The organism is Chitinophaga pinensis, from assembly GCF_007896845.1.
Classification (GTDB): Bacteria; Bacteroidota; Bacteroidia; order Chitinophagales; family Chitinophagaceae; genus Chitinophaga; species Chitinophaga pinensis_C.
Genome location: NZ_VOHS01000033.1, coordinates 1 through 18,779 on the forward strand (window position 1 = coordinate 1; position 18,779 = coordinate 18,779).

Below are 18,779 nucleotides of genomic sequence, written 5' to 3' on the forward strand. Positions count from 1 at the left end.
TACCCCAAGGTAGTAGAAATGCAGCTAAGTGAACTGGAAGCCTTTGGTATTGTGAGTAAAAAGTACATAAGGATTCCCCTTACACGTAGAATATTCATTGACAGTGATGGGACAAAGTATCTTGCCTGTTATCATGTCCATGGACCAATGGGAGTCCTTATTCTGATAAGGTTAAAAGGTAGTCGGCGGAAAAATAACCATTCCTCAATCCTTACCCTGTCTGCATCCTGTTACCGAATAATTTTTCGGTTATTGATTCAGTCCTCCCCGCAACTGATTTTTGTGTTCAATCAACGACGTATCGAACATGAAAAATTTAATTGCACAAACACCATGGGGGCCTAACGATATATTTAAAATATCACTATGGGCGGTCATTGTATATATCACCTGGTATTTTATGCATGGCGCCGATCATTTCCTGACCCTTACACCTGCAGCACTTGGCAAATACTTTAAATTAAAATGGATCCTGCTCCTGCATATTACTGCCGGGTGGTGCATTAATATTAGGTCCATTACAATTCTGGGAAAGGCTACATGCCAAAAATTGGCTGCTTCACCGCATATTAGGTACACTTTATCTATTAGCCATACTCGCAAGCAGTTGCTGCGCTGTCATCCTCTCTTTTACCACCGCCTATAAAGTCAATTGGGCCTATGCGTTTTCTCTTCAGGTATGGGTAAGTGTCTGGATCTCCGCTTCCTTTATTGCCTGGTGGGTCGTACGTAAAAAACAGATCAAACTGCATAAGGAGTGGATGACCAGAAGTTACATCGTGACAATTGCATTCGTTATCTCCGGTCTGAGCTTCCGCTTACCGTTTGTGCAGGCTCTGGGAAGTTTTGAAGAGATCACGCCCTCCCTCTTCTGGATGGGATGGGCAGTACCATTGTATGTGTACGAAGTCATTTTAACACTCCGACAAAAGAAAGCACGTTAATCAACGGCTACTTTTTTTGCGCCGTTACCCGTTTCAGAAAATCCTGCATCAGACTCAGGATAACCGGCTCAGCTTCATCCAACGCAAAATGTCCTCCTTCTACAATATGTACCTCCGCATCCGGCACATTATCCTTGTATTTCCACGCGCCGGCTACAGTAAAAGAAGGATCATACTGCCCCCATATGACCTGCATGCTGGGCTGATGTTTGCTGAGCCATTCCTGCCATTTCGGGTATGACCTGACATTACTTTGGTAATCGTAAAACAATTCCAGCTGAATATCTGCCATACCCGGTTTATTCAGGAACAGGTATTCGTCTGTATAATTATCAGGATTAATCCTTTCCGGCATGGGTGTACTACCAATATGCCTTTGTCTGGTCGCCTCAAAGCTGATAAAATTCTTTTTTACGGCATCATAGTATTTCTCCTTATTCGCCCAGAATGCTTTTCTGGTCTCCCATAATGGTGAAAGTCCTTCGTTATGGCTAACGGCATTCTGTACAAGGATAGCCTGTATTTTTTCAGGATGCTTTTCCGCGATCCGCATACCAATAGGTCCACCGTAATCCTGCTGTACCAGTATAAATCTGTTTAGGCCTAACTGAGTGATAAACCTGTCAGTATAATCTGCGAGATTATCAAAAGTATAATCAAAGCTATCAACTGGTGGCTGGCTGCTATGCCCGAAGCCAATATAATCAGGCGCAATAACATGGTAGTCAGCCGCGAGCTTTTCCAATAAAGGTTGCCACATCCGTGAAGAAGATGGAAAACCATGCAGAAAGACAATAGCTGGCTGATCGCTGCTTCCTCCTTCCCGGTAAAAAATGTTATAGTTACCAACTGACACCGTTTTATATAAAACAGTGCTGGTATTATTACCCGTAGGATGATTACCTGCAGTTTGCGATTGTTCCATCTTATCGTCTTTGTGTTGAGAATAAAGGAGTGTATTGCCCATTATCAGGAATAATGATACAATGAATGCACGCTTAGCTGAGAATTTCATATACATGCTTTTGATATAGTCGGCCGGAATTGGAAATCCGCTGACAACAGTCTGACGTTATCCGTGTATATAAGCTAAGACTATTCCCTCTATTCCTCAGCATGCAATCCAACCCTATTTCCTTCAGTATCTATAATTACAGCAATATATCCCGCCGGAATCTGTGTTTTCGGTACAACTACCTTTCCTCCCGCCCCTTCTACTCTGTCTAATACAGCCTGTAAGGAAGGACTTGCATTAATGTACACCATCGTACCGGTAGCAGAAGGTTTATTCTTTTCTGATTTTGATAAAACGCCAGTCACCCTGCCAGAAGTAGCCTGTACAGTATTTGGATCATAGGGAAAAAAGACTGCTTCATTCCCTCCGTCATTACGGATTGTCATTGTGATGTCCAGTATTGTTTCGTAAAACTGCTTCGCCCTTTGAATATCTGTGACAGGTATTTCAAACCAGGTAACAATGTTCGTTTCTGCATCTATCTTTTAAGCTTTCCCATTTTCTTATATTTTATAATTGATGTGATCTATCTACAGGTATTCAAAAAACAGGCCTGTGACCAATGCAACCACAGCCCCGCAATACAGGACAAATGTCTGATTCCGGTTTGTTTTTCACCTGTGACGATCATCACAAAATATAATCAGGGAACTCTTCTCTTCCGGATCCTGCTGAGCGTTTCCCTTGCAACACCAAGAAAGGAAGCCAGCTGTGTCTGGGAAACTCTTTGTAAAAGGTGTGGATGCTTCTCCTCTATATAAGCAAGTCTGTCTTTAGCAGCATAAATATTAAACAAGGTGGCAAACTCATCTTGCTTCGCTGCAAAAAGCCGGATACAGTTTCTACCCAACGCCTCTATTTCCGCTGTCTGTGCAGCAGCTTCAAATAGTAGTTTCTTATCAAAAACAATCGCCTTTATTGGTTCACATGCAATAATACCGGCAGCGGACTTCTCTCCGCTCCCAAAACTTCTGATATTGGTGGCAATCTCATTCTCCAGATAAAAAGCTGTATTCTTCTCAACCCCATCTATCTCATAAAAACTCCGGCAGTAGCCTTTTTCAATAAAAAAGAGCGATTGACAAACCGCTCCTTCCTTTAGTAAAAATTCATTCTTTTTAAACTCCTGCGTTGACAAAGCTGGTTGTAAGCGTATCCAGCTTTCTTCAGAAAAGGTTGTCATCGCATGGATAAATCTCAACAAAGCATCCATGATCAATAATTTACACTACGCTGCTTTCTTTACCTGAAAATCTTCTGCTCTCGCGCCATAATGCAATGACAATACCCAGATCACCTCCATCACAATACCGACTTTTTGTACTACGGGTAATATCTGCATAAATTGCTGGCTATAATAAATATAAGTCATCAGATAAGAGAGCAGTAAAGTAATCACAGAGAGGATACTCAACAGATGCAGTTTTGCTTTGAATGTAAATACCATAATGTAAAATGCGCACAGCAAACCCAGTGTATCTGCAATTGTCACCATGATATCATGATAAGGCGTCACTGCCAGAAATGCAAATACCATAGCCCCGATCCCGGTATATTTAATAATATTGGCAGCTCCTTTTGCCGGAATCCTTTTCGAAAAATCAATAAAAAAGGCAACATAACATGCACACAGCAAACACCAGCCACTGATGGCCCAGATGCGGGATGTATTGCCTGCCCCATTAATGGCTTTGGGGCTAAACAAATTACAGAGATAATTATTCCCCCAGTCAAAACCGATAGTAGTGTCGCTTGCATAAGAACCGCCGGGGTAAACAATTGTGGCTATTATCAACAGGGCCAATGATATAATGACGCCGTAAATCAGCCAATACTTTCTGTTCATGTACAAAAGATTAGGGATTTAATGATCGAATTTAAGGTTTATTGTAGTTATCCACAATCTTTCGGAGATTTATTCCCCTATCTTCGCAAAAGCCATTACCTGATAAGTATGTTTTTTCATTTCAGAAATAAGTTTCCCCGCCTTAACGTCTACTGGGATAAATATCTGGAATTTCAGCAGCGACTGGATGTTCCTGCAAAGACCATCTTACTGGACGAAGGCAAAGTATCACAAAACTACATCTATATCGAAAAGGGATGTGTCAGAAGTTACTTCAATAAAAACGGCGAAGATAAAACCGTCCAGTTTTTCTTTGAAGAGGAGGGCTTAAGCTCCTTAGATAGTTTTGTAAATAACATCCCCAGCCAATTCACCATTGAAACCATCGAACCGTCAGTTATCTACTTACTACCCAAACAGTATGTCGCGCAACTGATTACAGAACTCAGTAATGAGCCGGACTTCACACAGATGATACTATATATGTCTGCACAGCGGCAGACCCACTACATTAACGAATTCGTGTCCTTTATCCGCGATACACCGGAAGAACGTTATCAACATCTGCTGCAGGAACGGCCGCATATCGTGCAACGCATAGCACAACACTATATCGCTTCTTATCTGGGTGTCAGCACCGTACACCTCAGCCGTATTAAAAGCAAACTGGCTAAAGGGAAAACCCGTTTCTGAAGTTGATAACATATGTTATCGTCCCAACCCCTGCTTCCCCACTAACTTTGTGTAAAACAAACAAAATGATGAAAGCAGCAGTAATGTACCCGCAGGAAGCACTTCCTAAATACGTGGACTTTCCCGAACCGGTTGCACAGGAAGATGAAATACTGGTGACTGTAAAAGCAGTGGCCATCAAACATTTTGATAAACGAAGAGCAGCTGGTACACATTATTCAGCAGAAACACCACAAACCAATGGACGCTTAATCGGAGGTGACGGTGTTTGTCTGCTGCCCGACGGAACAAGAGTATATGGTATTGGCGAAGGTATGATGGCGGAAAAAGCCATTATAGATAAAAACAGATTTGTAGCCTTGCCAGACAATCTGGATGATGCAACAGCGGCTGCCCTGCCAAATGCCGTATTCGGGTCGGCTATGGGACTAAAATTCAAGGCAGATATACAAGCCGGAGATGTAGTACTGATCAATGGTGCAACCGGATTTACCGGACGTGCCGCCGTACAGATTGCCAAACACTATGGCGCCGGAAAAGTTATTGTAACAGGACGAAACAAGGAATCCCTACAAGAGTTATTAACACTGGGCGCTGACATCAGCATCTCCCTGTTACAGGAAGATGAAGACTTCACCAAACAGATAAAGACCATCCACGCAGACACACCAATTGACATTGTGGTGGATTATCTATGGGGACATAGCGCAGAGATGATTCTTTCCTGTTTCAAAGGTGATGGCTCATTTACAAACCGTATCAGATATGTATCCATCGGTAGTATGTCCGGCGATGTGATACAACTATCAGCTGCCAACCTGAGAAGTGTAGACCTTCAGTTAACCGGCTCCGGACTTGGCGCATGGTCCCGTGAACAGGTCGGGCAACTGTTCAGCGAAATACTACCTGAAATGTTCCGGCTGGCAGCCGCAGGAAAACTAACAGTATCCAGCACCACCGTCCCTCTGAAAGATGTCGCCTCACTTTGGGACATGGAATTAACCAACGGCAAACGCATTGTCGTAACCATCTGATCTCACCGTTTCATAAAACACATAAACCAATAAACATGATAGCTGCATTACTGGTTGCCGTCTGGTCTTTTATTGTTTTGACACTACGGAAATCAAACCGCCTGAAGCGTCTTATGGGGAAATTATTAAGCCCCTTCCGGTCAGGAAAATAATTTCAAGAAATATAGCCGGCGCTAAGACTTTATTTCCTCCCTGTTCGTATATACTTATCATACCCCGGCATCATCAACCAAAATCTCAATATACCCCATGGTCTCAACTACCAAATTTATCCTGGAACTATTGTTATTTTCCGTCCTCAGCAGCTGTCTGTTACTTTTTGTACTTGGATTGATCTCTCCCGGACATGCGCTTTTCTGGCTCAAAGGCAACAGAACCAGACTCAGGTCTTCATTGATCTATGCATTCATCTTTGCCGTCGGTTTACTGATTGCCAATATCTGGTTTCCCGGAACGCCCAGAACCGCGCAAACACTTGCTGATGAAGCAGCATTAAGAAGTAAATATCGTAAAACAGACGAGCAGATCTCCAAAGAAGTATTTGCTGAGACAGGAAAAATTTACACGAAAGGACTCATCAAAAGTAGCATCGTGTATACGTATGATGCATTACCTGAAAGTATGCGCAAAGTGGCGCCGGAATCAGGAAAAGGTTACTATGTACAGATGGTACTGGATAATAAACTACTAGCTAAAGCCAGTGCCAGTGAGACATTTAAAGAAGATGACCTGCTGGATGACGTGAAACCGGAAAACCTGTATGGTAAATCCCGGAACTCGTTTGTGTTATACAATGCTGATAACGGAGAAATCAGCCGCACAGAAAAGAATACAGGATTTGCGCTCTTCTACATCAAACGGGATTATAATATAGATACTATCTGTATCGGCCCCTGTATAGAGAAGCCGACAAAAGTGCGTATCAATTGTTATCAACAGGCAATCGTTACCGATCCGGTTGAGTATACGTTTTAAACACTCTTTTATATAATATCAGGTGGACACTAATAATATCCACCTGATATTAATATTTTCATCTGCTAAAGCTCTAGTTTGCCCTCAATTGAATCGTCCAGCGTCTGTCCGGTGACAGCACCCATTAACTGTTTCGCAAATGCCACTATCTGTCCATGTTTGGTATCCCAATAATACCCTTCCACAGGCGTCACCTTAATAACAGATATCCGTGGATCATCCTCCCCTTCAGTAAACCATGTCTTGAATAAAGGCTCCCATAACTCTGCGATCTTAGCTTTATCCTGACTGATGGTAGCATGGCCATATATGGTCATAAAGTCCGAATGCTCACTTCCTTTAAACAATAATTGTACAGCAGGATCTGCCTGAATATGCGCGTTCTTATGGCTGTCAGTAGCACTCAGGAACCAGCAGTTCCCGTTGTCGTCTACCTGCTGTACGGCCATGGGCCGTGTATCAAATGGCTTTCCCGTAAGGATTTCCGTACAGAAAAAGCAGGTAGCGGACTTATCTACCAGTTCTTTCAATTTTTTGGCAGCCTCTGTACCCTGCAGGTCAGAATGATTTTGTTCAGGCTGCTGGCGGTTAATACTATCCATAACGTTTTTTATAAGTAGAGTCTGAAAATCATGCCAATAGAAAATATGTGATCCGTACATCTTTTAGTCCGATATATACATTGTGATACAGACACATTAGCCGGAATTTCGTCTTAAATTCTACAAGCATGCAAACAGCAGGAAAAGTAGTACTGATCACCGGCGGTGGTTCTGGTATCGGTATGGAAACAGCCAGATTATTTGTACAGAAAGGTAATCAGGTCATCATTACCGGCAGGAATAAGGAAAGACTTGAGCATGCTGCCGCAGAGATAGGGGCAGCGGCTTATTTCAGCTGTGATGTGACCAGTGAAAGCGATGTACTGGCATTGGTACAATTTATCAAAGACAAATACGGCAAACTGGATTTCCTGATGAATAATGCGGGACTGTCTTATCTGCATCAGTTACACGATGATACAGCCACGTTTATAAATGCTTCCAGAGAAATGACGACCAATTATCTGGCAGCTGTCAACATCACCGCACAATTCCTTCCCCTGCTGAAACAACAGCCGGAAGCAGGGATTATCAACATGTCTTCGATTACAGGTTTTGTACCTGCCTTTACTTTACCCACCTATTCTGCCAGTAAAGCCGCCTTACATTCTTATTCACAATCCTTGCGTTATAGCTTGTCAACAACGACAAATATTAAGGTATTTGAAGTGATGCCTTCATTGGTGGATACCGAATTTACCCGGGATATACCCACTAAAGAAAAGATCACACCGGAGGAAGTGGCCACAGCTACACTGGACGGTATTGAAAAAGACCTGTATGAAATTCATGTAGGTACTACCGGCGCTTTGCATCAGCACTTCTTCAGTCAGGCAGAACAGGCATTCAAAACGCTTAACCGCATCAGCTGACATATATTCGGACAGGGCAACTTCAGCCGGACTGCTTCCTTGTAAGCAATCCGGCTTTTTTAGTATCTTGCCTGTGCAAAATGTTCCCTGTTTACCTATGACCAAGTTTTTTAAGCGGGCATCAATAGCTGTCTTCGTTTTTATCGGACTTCCCATTATAATCGGCATTACACTCAGCATCCGTAAAGCCATTAAAAATGCCCCTCCCCCAACAATTTCAAAAGCTGATTCATTAAAAATAAGACGTGATAGCATACAGGCTGCAACGTGGGCGGCTGCGGAAGAAGAAAAGAAACATCCAAAGAACTGGTATTACCGGTCCGAAGAAGATCCTATGACATCAGATACGACCTTTTACGCTACTGTAAGTCCGAAGGAAAATATCAGTGTCAGGACAAACAGGGAAATAGTGAACGTTTCCGTTACCGAAACCAGCGATAACAACAACAGCAGTAGGGCTTATGACGATGGTTACAGAAATGGGTACAACAACGCCAAAAGAAAAACAGGCAGTTTCTGGGGAAAACGATCTACTTCTTATTCAAGTACCCCCAAAAAGCGTACGACCGTCACCTCATCTACGAATTACGCATCCGCCTATCTGACTTTTACATTGGTCAAAAAAGCAGGACGTAATACAGATGCTTATATTGATATTGCAGATGGCGCATTCAATCCCGGTTATTTTAATGGCGGACAAGGTCTTCATATCCGCTTTGATAAAGATAAAGATGCCTACTATCCAACACTTGGCGATAAAGCACAAACCGGACGCGTCCTTTATCTTGCTTCTACAAAAGGATTTCTCGGAAAACTGAAAAAGGCGAAAACGATGCTCATAGAAGTCGATATTGCCAATACCGGTCGCTTTGTGCTGGAGTTTGATGTGCATGATCTCGACTGGAAGCGTTCATAATCATACTATTTTACCACATTACCTATACTATATTGCAGCTACCTTATTAATAGCACTGCATTTTTTCCGCATTGCGTAAACCATTTTCCCAATTTGATAAACAGCCCCCTCCGCATTCCACTTAATTTTGCGGCGCGTTTACAATATTAATCAGCTAATCAGCTTATATGCATACTAAATTTAACCGACTTCTGGGGCTGTTATGTCTCCTATGTGCAATGTTTGTGGCTATGCCAGCCTTTTCAATTGATGAACCCCTTTCCGCTATCAAGGGTAAAGTAGTTACAGGTGATGGTGTTGCTGTTCCTTATGTGGCAGTACAGATCAAAGAAAGAAATAAGGGAACAGTGACCAATGAAAAAGGTGAATTCATTTTCAAAAGAATGCAACCGGGTCACTACACCATTCAGGTGATGTTAATGGGGTACAAGAGCATTACCAAAGAAGTAGATGTGCTTCAGGACCAGATCGTACATGTAGACATTCAGCTGGAAGCTACTAACCAGCAGCTGCAGGAAGTGATCATCAACAGTAACAGAAATAAATACAAAACTGAAGATGTTTCCGGTTCACTGCGTCTGAAAACGCCTATCATGGAAATTCCTCAGAATATTCAGGTAATCTCCTCCTCCCTGATCGCTGATCAGCAGGCTTTTGATATCGTTGATGGTGTTACCCGTAACGTGAGTGGTGCTACCCGCGTTGGTCACTGGGATAACCAGTACGCACAGATCCGTATGAGAGGTTCCAAGATTCCTGCCTTCCGTAACGGTATGAATATCGAAGCAAGCTGGGGTCCTACTGCTGAAGATGCAGGTATGATCGATCGTATTGAATTTGTAAAAGGCCCTGCAGGCTTTATGCTCGCAGCTGGCGAACCGGGTGGTTTCTACAATGTGGTAACCAAAAAACCTACCGGTGTTACACAAGGATCTGTTAACCTGAGCATGGGTAGCTTCAGCACTTATCGTGCAGCGCTGGACTTTGATGGTAAACTGAGCAAAGACGGTAAACTGCTGTACAGACTGAACACATCCGCCCAGCAGAAAGATTTCTATACCAAATACAACTATAGCAATCGTTATATGATCGCTCCGGTATTGAAATATCTGGTTGACGACAGAACTTCCATCACTTTGGAATATACTTTCCAGGGCTCTAAATACCTCGGTAATGGTAACTATCAGTTCTCCGCAAAAAAACTGCTGGATGAAGGTATAAACAATGACTTCTTCTATGGTGATCCTTCACTGGAACCGGGTCGTCTGAGAGACCACAGTGCTTATGTATACCTTGATCACAAACTGAATGACAAATGGCAGGCGCATGCGCAGGTAGCTTATTTCAACTTCAGCATGGTGGCCAATAGCGTATGGGCTAACAGCGTAACACAAAGCGGCGATATGGATCGTTATTTCAGCATCGGTGATGAAGCAGGTGAAAACAGATTCGGACAGTTATCCCTGTCTGGTGAAGAATACACTGGTAAAATCCGTCACAGAATTCTGGCCGGTATCGACATGGGTAACAAGAAATTCTGGGGTGACTTCCGTACGCTGGATCAGAGCCTCGGCCTGAAAGGTGGTCAGAAGTTCAATGTGTATAACCCTGTTTATGGTATTCCATTTGATTCTATTCCTACTATCGACCGTTCTAAGAGTGTAAGAACAAGAGCAGGTGCAAGTGCTTATCTGTCTTCTGTAAACTATACCTCTATCTATGCACAGGATGAGCTGGCCTTTTTCAACAACAACCTGCGTCTGTCTCTGGGTATTCGTTTCACCCGTGCAGAAACAGTTGGTCAGACAAAAACTGCAAGCCTCCTGAACAACGTTGTATCTCCAAGAGTAGGTCTTAGCTACTCCGTTAATAAATCTACAACTGTATACGCTTTATATGATCAGTCATTCGTTCCTCAGACAGGACTGGATTCTAACCTGAAAGCATTTGAACCGGTAAAAGGTAATGACCTCGAAGCTGGTATCAAGAAAGAATGGTTCCAGGGTCGTTGGATGACCTCCGTAACGGCTTACCGAATTGCCCGTCAGAACGCGAAAGTAGCACTGGGTATTAAAGACAGCCGTGGTGCAGATGTATCTGAAACACTGGGTGAAACAGTTACCAAAGGTATCGAAGCTGATATCAACGGTGAGATCGTTCCGGGTCTGAACGTTAACATCAACTACGCATATACAAAATCTAAAGTGACCAAAGATGCTCCTAACAAAACTGAAGCTAATACAACAGTAGGTAACATCACACCTAACACAGCAGCACACGTTACCAACGCATGGTTAACTTACCGCTTACGTACAGGTGTATTAGAAGGTTTTGGTGTAATGGGTGGCATTCAGTGGCTGGCAGATCGCGCATATGGTACTACCAAAGTATATAATATGCCAAACTACTTCCGTGGTGATGCTGGTCTGAGCTACCTGAAAGGTAAATACTCTATCTCTGCACTGGTAAACAACGTGGCAGATAACCGTAAACTGCTGACAGCAGCCTCCTTCTCTGCAGGTTACTACAGCTATATCGTGGAAGCGCGTCGTAACTTCCGTCTGACAGTCGGCTACCGCTTCTAATCAGACTTCAGTTATTAAATAATATAAAAAGGCCTGTTCACTTTGCAGTGAACAGGCCTTTTTATTGCAGTACAATGTTATACTATTGTAAAGCCCTTTGCTTCTTATCTTCCTTGTAAATACATTTGTCAGACTATACTCATCCTACCTTAATGCTACGTTATAATCGTAGCATTAAGGTAGGATGAGTATAGTCTAAGTATCATCAAAGCATATTTACATACCGGGCGATGTCGCCTACCTGCATAAACGACTCAATATGAAGATTTTAGGAGGAATTGCCTTAGCACTTAGCATCTGCCTGATGCATGACGAAATACCTGATAACCTGAAAATGAACAGGATACAGGTGATTGGTTCTCATAACAGCTACAAAAGAGCCATAGATCCGGCCCTGTTTAAGTTATTTCAGCAAAAAGATTCAGTGTCAGCCAGTAAACTGGATTATGAACACATCTCCATTGCAGAACAGCTGGATATGGGTTTATTAAATCTTGAAATTGATGTTTATCCGGATGAAAAAGGGGGACGTTTTGCACATCCGAAAGGATTGCAGTGGGCACCCGGACAAGCACCATTTGACGAAAAAGGTGTGATGAAAGAACCCGGTTTCAAAGTACTGCATGTACCGGATCTGGATTTCCGTAATGATTACCTGACTTTGAAGAATATACTGGCTGAATTGAAAAACTGGTCCGATAAACATCCTGACCATTACCCGATCTTCATTACCCTCGAACCAAAGGATGGTACACATAAAAACGCAGAAATGACCGTTCCGGAGCCATTCACGGCAAAAACGTTTGAAGAACTGGATAAGGCCCTGATTGAAGGACTCGGGAAAGAACACATCATCACACCAGATATGGTGAGAGGCAAATATAAGACCCTTGAAGATGCGGTGCTGCATGACAACTGGCCTACTCTGAAAGCTGCAAGAGGTAAATTTGCCTTCCTGCTGGATGATAAAGACACTAAAAGAGACATGTATATTGCCGGCCATCCTTCACTGAAAGGCAGGGTAATGTTTGCCAATGTAGATCCGGGTAAACCTGAAGCAGCCATGTTATTCAGAAACACGCCTACAGCAGCAGAAATCAAAGACCTTGTAGCGAAAGGATATATTATCCGTACCAGAGCAGATGCGGACACAAGAGAAGCGCGTCTGAACGATAAATCCAATTTCATATCAGCCTGCAATTCCGGTGCACAGATTATCACCACCGACTATTATAAGAAGAGCACACACTTCACTTCTGATTACGAGATCAGTTTTGACGGTAAAAAATATGTACGACTCAATCCGGTGTTGAATGATATAGCAGTAGGCGGTAGTAAATAAACAATGGCCGGGGTCGTAAAACGCCTCTTCTTTGTCTTTTTCACCCCTCTTTGGAACGAGGTTCTCAGCGTAAGTTTGTATCGTTAACAACAACGGACAATCACACTAAAAACTCACTGATATGACAACGCAAATAAGGACTGCAATCACCATCGAAAGTACTATTCAGGCACCGGTAGCTAAAGTCTGGGATTACTGGAACCAACCGGAGCATATCACACAATGGGCGTTTGCTTCTGACGACTGGCATGCGCCAAAAGCAGAAAATGATCTGCGCACCGGCGGTAAATTCAGTACTACCATGGCAGCCAAAGATGGCAGCTTCAGTTTTGATTTCGGAGGTGAGTATACAGACGTGAAAGAACATAAACTGATAGAATATACCATGGGAGATGGCAGAAAGGTAAGCGTACTCTTCACTACTATTGATGACGCAACCAAGGTAGTAGAAACATTTGAGGCAGAAGACCAGAATCCGGTTGAAATGCAGCGCGAAGGCTGGCAGACCATCCTGAATAACTTTAAGAAATACACAGAAAGTCACTAAGGCCCCTGAGAGCCCTACAGACTGATAAATGCCAAAAAAGCCTTTTAAGATGTAAGTCTTAAAAGGCTTTTTTGTTTGCTATGATCAATTGACGGATCGCTAGTTTTTGAAATACTCCGAAGCGGTCCGCACTTTTTCCACCCAACAACCGGTAGACGCCTGAAGGACATATTCACTTAAACCTACCTTCTTCGATCCCGGCGCCCAGTCATAGGTATAGCCCATTCTGGTCCATGGATAATGAAAATCAGTTTCAGAGGTCAGTGTATGGTAATAAGCATATATAATATAGTTGTTAAACCAGCTCTCATACTCCGGTGTCACCGTTTCAATCAGATCTGCAGTAGCAGTGGTAGTGGTGATAGAAGGATTGCCCGCAGGACGGTTCAGACGGGAAGCAGGTACCCATATTTCAGCAATATGTGTGTTACTGCGACTGTTTTTAGGCGGTAAACCCAGCAGCTGACAGATACGCATCACCGTATCTGAGGAAGCATTGAAGCTTTGTCCGATCCTGCTTTTCATCTGCGAGGGGATGAACAACCATGATTCGCCCCATGTATTGGTAATAGAATCTCCCTCCGGATAGCTGGCCGGGAAACGCATAAAGGAAGCCATCAGTACATAAGACTGCCCATTGATCGTTTTCCACTGCAGCTTTGTATTGGCAGCTGTGATGGGCCACAAAGAATCTACTGCTTCAGATGCTTCTGCATGCATCGCATCAAGGATAGAATTAGCGTACAACTGCTCATTGGTGAGGGTAGGCGGCGTTTCTTCATCTTTGGAACATGCTACAGCACCAAGGCAGATCAGCAGCATTAAAAAGAATAACTGGTTACGGGATGTGGTGTTTATCATTGGTAATCTGAATGGTTATTTAGTAAGGAGGCTAAAATTAGCAGCTATTTATATTCAGGGGCTGGTCATTTCAGATCATTTTTTATGATCGTATTCATTTTGTTCATTTACAAGGAAGTACATGTGGTAAACACAGCTGTCTTTTATAGTCCTGAACCAACTGGAAGACGCCGTCACGTCCAGCAGCAACTGACTCAACATATGCTCATCCAGTTTTCCTTTATAAGTAAGTTTGATATCAGGACGTTTTTGGGGCAATAACGTAAACTGAATCAGTACCTCCCCCGTATCCCTGCTACTCTCCAGATGATCCAATACCAGATTCTCACTCTTTCTTATATACTCCGTCAAGGTATCCGGCTCAATACGCTGACGCGCTTTCGCCTCGTCCGTCTTTAAGACAATCATGCTTTTCGTACTGGCAACATATGTTTTGTCACCATTCAATTGAGATGGATCTGATGTCGCCTTACGGGCAGTTCTTTTATCCGTGCAGGCGTAAATACAGGTAATACATCCGATAAGCAGGGATAACGTGGTTATTTTCTTAGGCATGGATACGATATGAGACTATAAAATTAGAATATATTGATATACATACCTAATAAGATCCATGAACATATACAGGTTTAATGTGCATGCCTTCTCCTCCTGATATGCCAGATACGGCGATGGGGATATTTTCTGTGAGAAGTCATGTTATTGAAAATCAGGGCGACCAGCAGCAGGATCAATACACCTGACAAACAGGGCTCAATACATAGATGTACCCCAGATCTTTAATACGCTGGGTACCGATATTGGCAATCAGTGCCGTTGCCCCTCCGGGAGGATGCAGGGTTTTAGTGATCTGCATCAGAACAATGGAAAACGCTACGGAAAGTGCTGCCGCCAGCCATAATTCATCCGGCACCAGTTTATGGATGGTCACGCCGACCAGCGCACAAATAAGGTGACCGCCTACAAGGTTTCTGGGTTGTGCCAGCGGACTATTGATAATACCATAAATCAGCACGGAAGAAGCGCCAAAAGAGCCGATCAGGAAGATATTGTCAGCTGGGTCGAGGAATTTACTCTGTAGAAAGCCAATAAGTCCAATTCCGGTAAATGCACCCAGAAATGTCCATAAATGTTCCCTGAAGTCCAGTAAGGTCTCTTTGTACAGGACATAACGTACCCTGCGCATGTGGCGCTTTACTTTTTTTCTCATTTTCCCTGAAGTTCCCGTTTTATGAGCCGCAAAGTTACGCTAAAAAATTTTTGAGACACCATGAACTCCCCACAATGAAGACACCCGAAGATTCCGGGTGTATAACACAGATTCTGATTCGTTAAAATCCTTTTTTGGATGTATGTTGCTAGAAATTAAAGTTTGCAGGATCTGGTCCCATACGGGCACCCTCATCCAGACTGTTTAATATCTCCATATCCTCCTGCGGCAACACAAAGTCAAACAACTGCGCATTTTCTATAATTCTCGCCTGACGGATACTCTTGGGAATGATAACAATACCTCTCTGCAGATTCCAGCGCAACAATAGCTGCGCTACTGTAATCTGATGCTTCGCGGCTATTCTTGCAAATAGCTCAACACCAAATGCACGACCGTGCATCAGCGGAAACCAGGACTCAAACTGTATATGATTTGCCCTAGCGAAAGCCACCAGATCCGGCTGCTGCAAAAACGGATGAAACTCCACCTGATCTACCATAGGAGTAATATGGGCACTGCCCATCAGATCTTCCAGCTGAAATTGCAGAAAGTTGGATACCCCTATCGCCCTGACCTTTCCCTCATTGTATAAGGTCTCCATAGCCCGCCACGTCTCCTTGTACTTCCCTTTGACCGGCCAGTGCTGCAGATAAAGATCAAGATAATCCGTCCCCAGACGACGCAGGGAATCATTAAAAGCCCTGATCGTAGTATCATATCCCTGATCTGAATTCCAGACCTTGGTAGTGATAAAGATGTCCTTTCTGTCCATCGGATGTTTTGCAATAGCTGCACCTACACCTTCCTCATTGTAATAGGCAGCCGCAGTATCTATATGTCTGTAACCCGCGTCCAATGCATAAGTAACTGCATCGATCACTTCCTGTCCGTTCTTCGTTTTATAAACACCCAGTCCCAGGTAAGGCATGTTCACGCCATTAGCCAATGTGACGGTGCCATTGATATCTGTTATGTTCATCTGTATAACTTTTACGTATTGAATGGTACTGCAAACTTAGCACGTATATCCACGTAAATTGCTATAATAAACAAACTAAAAGCTACAAAAATCAATCAATTGATTTCCGGAAGACAGCAGGACTGACAGTAGTGTTCTTTTTGAAAAAATTGATAAAGTGAGGTAGCTCTTCGAAACCCAGACTCCAACCTATTTCTGAGATGTTCCAGTCAGTATGCTTCAGCAGGGAACGGGCTTCCTGTAACATACGTTCCCCGATCAGCCGGGAAGTGGTCTTCCCCGTGGTTTCTTTCAGTGCCTTATTCAGGTGATTGACATGGACGGATAACTGGTTGGCAAAGTCATTCGCTGAACGCAGTTTCATCTGCTGTACAGGAGATTCTACCGGGAACTGCCTTTCCAGCAGTTCTGTAAAAAGGGAAGATATACGCGTAGCGGCGTTGGTATTGGTATATAATGTAGCAGCAGGTTGCAGGCGGATGGCTTCATGCATCAGTTCAAAGACACATGTTCGTAATACGTCATATTTGTAGGCAAAATCAGCAGCGATCTCTCTCAGCATCTTCTCAAAAATACCCTGTACCCTTTCAAACTGTTCGTCAGACAACACATAGATCGGTTGCCCGCCCGGTTTCATCACCGGATATTCATGAAGCCGGCTGGCGCCGAATTGCTGAAAAAAGCCTCTGTAAAGATGCAAAAGTAACCGTCATGTTCCTCATCCGGAACATCGTAGTGATACGGTACCTGCGGATTTGAAAAGATCAGTGCATTTTTCTCAGTCTCAATCACCTTGTCAGCATACTCATACCTGTTGCGCCCCCTGATAAGACTGATCTTGTAATATTCTTTCCGGTTGTGCGCGGAACATTTCTTCCCCGCAAAGTCTTCCAGTTTGAATACATTGAAATGCCCCAGTTCTTTCTTGAGGTTGTCAGGCATCCAATTCAGTTTGGAACGATAAAAGGTTTCAATACTTTCTACACTTTCCATTCTGTAAAGTTACAAAATTCAATCAAGACAACACTCACCTACCGTATACAGGGGTGATTCCCGCATTTTTGATCTTCTCCACCACCTTCTCCCCTACTTTGTGTCCCTGTTCAACACCATTTTCTATCGCATCCCGGAAATGGATACCGCCATATAAACGGGAAATAGCCGCTTCATTACAGGCTGCCTGAAAAGAACTGAATTTGCGGGTCGCTATTTCAAACATCTCTTCCGTATTGTCTTCATATTCAAAATGATCGCCCATCATATAAGTCAGTACCGTTGCTACTGCAGAAGATACCACACTATGTCCGCTGGTATATTCCGGGAAAGGCGGTGTTTGCAACAACGGTTTCCAGCGCACATCCATATACTTGTTGATGTAGGTTTCAGGACGGATACGGTTGCTGGTATATTTGGAATCCCAGCAACTGATAAAAGCATCCATCATGGTAACAGCCGCTACCGCATGGACCAATACAGTCTTATCGAAATCCAGTTGCACTTTCCGGGCGGCAATACCAGTGATATTCATCCAATGTCCGCCGGGGGTGATCTTTTTAAAACCAATAGCCATATGCCCATAGGTACTCACCGCAAACGGATTACAATCCCAGAAGGACGCAATAACGCGTTGTTCCATATTCAGGTTCACACCCGCGTCATGTACTTCTTTATTGAGCGCGTAAAAAGCACTGCCTGTATCCTTACTGAAAGGTACGGGGGGTAAAGGCAGGAACTGATTACAGGAATCGATCACCATGGGACGGATCGTTTTCCAATGGGGTTCCACAGCTTCAATATAAGCTGGTGGAGTGGGATACCAATACCCTTCTCCTTTCACAGGCGTATAACGCACCCTTGTACTGAGTCTGGTATAACCATCCGGACGGGCCCACTGTACCGATTGTTTTGCCACATCCACAGCTACCGCAATCGAATTACGGATAATACTGTCTGGTGTTTTATCCTTTTTGAACAATAACACCAGCTTCTCCTCATCCTTCTCCAGCATAAAGCCTGATGGCAGCATCAGTTTTCCGGTTTCCAGAATACTATATACTGCTGCAATACGATAATCATATACCCGGCCACTGTCGTGTACAGCAATACCGGGATAAGAAGCAATAAAGCGCTTCGCATCAGGGATCTGCTGATTATGTGCGGCAACAATACTATAAGCTGACATCATCGCGTAACTATAGAAACGACAGGCAGCAGGCGGATTCACTACATCATGCATCATGACCATCGATAATGAAAATACCGCAGGCTGTATATAGTCCGTAAACGTAGTTTTATGTTGTTGTGCATATCCTGTCTGACAAAATATCAGCAGTATGATGATCCATCTCTTCATAG

At 43.5% G+C, this 18,779-nt stretch carries 22 protein-coding genes; 10 read left to right on the top strand and 12 right to left on the bottom strand.

Features of this window, described 5'->3' with window-relative positions; genetic code table 11:
• Positions 1-106: 106 nt before the first annotated feature.
• Positions 107-166 (top strand): hypothetical protein, encoded by a 60-nt coding sequence (locus FEF09_RS34930; RefSeq protein WP_409994877.1) that lies wholly within the window; start codon positions 107-109, stop codon positions 164-166.
• Between the two features lie 388 nt (positions 167-554).
• Positions 555-944 carry a DUF2306 domain-containing protein gene (locus FEF09_RS22940; protein ID WP_409994878.1) on the top strand — a complete coding sequence of 130 codons (390 nt, stop codon included), beginning with the start codon at positions 555-557 and terminating at the stop codon, positions 942-944.
• A 7-nt stretch (positions 945-951) separates the two neighbouring features.
• Here the strand turns inward: FEF09_RS22940 and FEF09_RS22945 are convergent, their stop codons facing one another.
• From FEF09_RS22945 to FEF09_RS22960, 4 genes are all read right to left on the bottom strand, one after another.
• Positions 952-1,959 carry an alpha/beta fold hydrolase gene (locus tag FEF09_RS22945; protein WP_146307274.1) on the bottom strand — a complete coding sequence of 336 codons (1,008 nt, stop codon included), beginning with the start codon at positions 1,957-1,959 and terminating at the stop codon, positions 952-954.
• A gap of 89 nt (positions 1,960-2,048) precedes the next feature.
• A complete protein-coding gene (locus tag FEF09_RS22950; RefSeq protein ID WP_146307275.1) occupies positions 2,049-2,441 on the bottom strand; it encodes a VOC family protein in 393 nt (130 codons plus the stop codon).
• A gap of 161 nt (positions 2,442-2,602) precedes the next feature.
• The gene (locus tag FEF09_RS22955) at positions 2,603-3,172 is read right to left on the bottom strand and encodes a Crp/Fnr family transcriptional regulator (protein ID WP_146307276.1); all 570 of its coding nucleotides are present in this window, start codon (positions 3,170-3,172) and stop codon (positions 2,603-2,605) included.
• A 15-nt stretch (positions 3,173-3,187) separates the two neighbouring features.
• A complete protein-coding gene (locus tag FEF09_RS22960; protein ID WP_146307277.1) occupies positions 3,188-3,805 on the bottom strand; it encodes a hypothetical protein in 618 nt (205 codons plus the stop codon).
• Between the two features lie 108 nt (positions 3,806-3,913).
• Between FEF09_RS22960 and FEF09_RS22965 the strand changes: the two genes are divergently transcribed.
• The 3 genes from FEF09_RS22965 (at position 3,914) to FEF09_RS22975 (ending at position 6,507) form a co-directional block, all read left to right on the top strand.
• Entirely contained in the window at positions 3,914-4,498 is a 585-nt protein-coding gene (locus tag FEF09_RS22965; protein ID WP_146307278.1) for a Crp/Fnr family transcriptional regulator, read from the top strand.
• Between the two features lie 65 nt (positions 4,499-4,563).
• Complete coding sequence (locus FEF09_RS22970; RefSeq protein WP_261387687.1) at positions 4,564-5,532, top strand: zinc-binding alcohol dehydrogenase family protein; 969 nt, start codon at positions 4,564-4,566, stop codon at positions 5,530-5,532.
• Positions 5,533-5,781: 249 nt separating this feature from the next.
• Entirely contained in the window at positions 5,782-6,507 is a 726-nt protein-coding gene (locus FEF09_RS22975; protein ID WP_146307279.1) for a hypothetical protein, read from the top strand.
• Positions 6,508-6,572: 65 nt separating this feature from the next.
• Here FEF09_RS22975 and FEF09_RS22980 read toward each other — a convergent pair whose 3' ends face one another.
• A complete protein-coding gene (locus FEF09_RS22980) occupies positions 6,573-7,109 on the bottom strand; it encodes a pyridoxamine 5'-phosphate oxidase family protein (protein WP_146307280.1) in 537 nt (178 codons plus the stop codon).
• Positions 7,110-7,237: 128 nt separating this feature from the next.
• On the opposite strand from FEF09_RS22980, the gene FEF09_RS22985 reads away from it, so the two are divergent.
• The 5 genes from FEF09_RS22985 to FEF09_RS23005 all read left to right on the top strand — a co-directional run bounded on the left by FEF09_RS22985 (position 7,238) and on the right by FEF09_RS23005 (position 13,371).
• On the top strand, positions 7,238-7,981 hold the full coding sequence (locus FEF09_RS22985; RefSeq protein ID WP_146307281.1) for an SDR family oxidoreductase: 744 nt from the start codon (positions 7,238-7,240) through the stop codon (positions 7,979-7,981).
• Positions 7,982-8,078: 97 nt separating this feature from the next.
• On the top strand, positions 8,079-8,897 hold the full coding sequence (locus FEF09_RS22990; protein WP_146307282.1) for a hypothetical protein: 819 nt from the start codon (positions 8,079-8,081) through the stop codon (positions 8,895-8,897).
• A gap of 230 nt (positions 8,898-9,127) precedes the next feature.
• Positions 9,128-11,482, top strand: coding sequence for a TonB-dependent receptor (locus FEF09_RS22995; RefSeq protein ID WP_261387688.1), 2,355 nt, complete (start codon positions 9,128-9,130; stop codon positions 11,480-11,482).
• A gap of 259 nt (positions 11,483-11,741) precedes the next feature.
• Positions 11,742-12,824, top strand: coding sequence for a phosphatidylinositol-specific phospholipase C1-like protein (locus FEF09_RS23000; protein ID WP_146307284.1), 1,083 nt, complete (start codon positions 11,742-11,744; stop codon positions 12,822-12,824).
• A gap of 121 nt (positions 12,825-12,945) precedes the next feature.
• Positions 12,946-13,371: an SRPBCC family protein gene (locus tag FEF09_RS23005; RefSeq protein ID WP_146307285.1), complete on the top strand. Its 426-nt coding sequence runs from the start codon at positions 12,946-12,948 to the stop codon at positions 13,369-13,371.
• Positions 13,372-13,470: 99 nt separating this feature from the next.
• Here FEF09_RS23005 and FEF09_RS23010 read toward each other — a convergent pair whose 3' ends face one another.
• The 7 genes from FEF09_RS23010 to FEF09_RS23035 form a co-directional block, all read right to left on the bottom strand.
• Positions 13,471-14,232, bottom strand: coding sequence for a hypothetical protein (locus FEF09_RS23010; protein ID WP_146307286.1), 762 nt, complete (start codon positions 14,230-14,232; stop codon positions 13,471-13,473).
• Between the two features lie 75 nt (positions 14,233-14,307).
• Complete coding sequence (locus tag FEF09_RS23015) at positions 14,308-14,787, bottom strand: hypothetical protein (RefSeq protein ID WP_146307287.1); 480 nt, start codon at positions 14,785-14,787, stop codon at positions 14,308-14,310.
• A gap of 175 nt (positions 14,788-14,962) precedes the next feature.
• Positions 14,963-15,442, bottom strand: coding sequence for an HPP family protein (locus tag FEF09_RS23020; protein ID WP_222597080.1), 480 nt, complete (start codon positions 15,440-15,442; stop codon positions 14,963-14,965).
• 148 nt (positions 15,443-15,590) lie between these two features.
• A complete protein-coding gene (locus FEF09_RS23025; protein ID WP_146307288.1) occupies positions 15,591-16,424 on the bottom strand; it encodes an aldo/keto reductase in 834 nt (277 codons plus the stop codon).
• Positions 16,425-16,515: 91 nt separating this feature from the next.
• On the bottom strand, positions 16,516-17,061 hold the full coding sequence (locus FEF09_RS33485; protein WP_261387689.1) for a helix-turn-helix domain-containing protein: 546 nt from the start codon (positions 17,059-17,061) through the stop codon (positions 16,516-16,518).
• Complete coding sequence (locus tag FEF09_RS33490; protein ID WP_261387690.1) at positions 17,061-17,417, bottom strand: hypothetical protein; 357 nt, start codon at positions 17,415-17,417, stop codon at positions 17,061-17,063. The genes FEF09_RS33485 and FEF09_RS33490 overlap by 1 nt, the downstream gene beginning before the upstream one ends.
• Before the next feature lie 34 nt (positions 17,418-17,451).
• The gene (locus tag FEF09_RS23035) at positions 17,452-18,777 is read right to left on the bottom strand and encodes a vanadium-dependent haloperoxidase (protein ID WP_146307289.1); all 1,326 of its coding nucleotides are present in this window, start codon (positions 18,775-18,777) and stop codon (positions 17,452-17,454) included.
• Positions 18,778-18,779 lie beyond the last annotated feature (2 nt).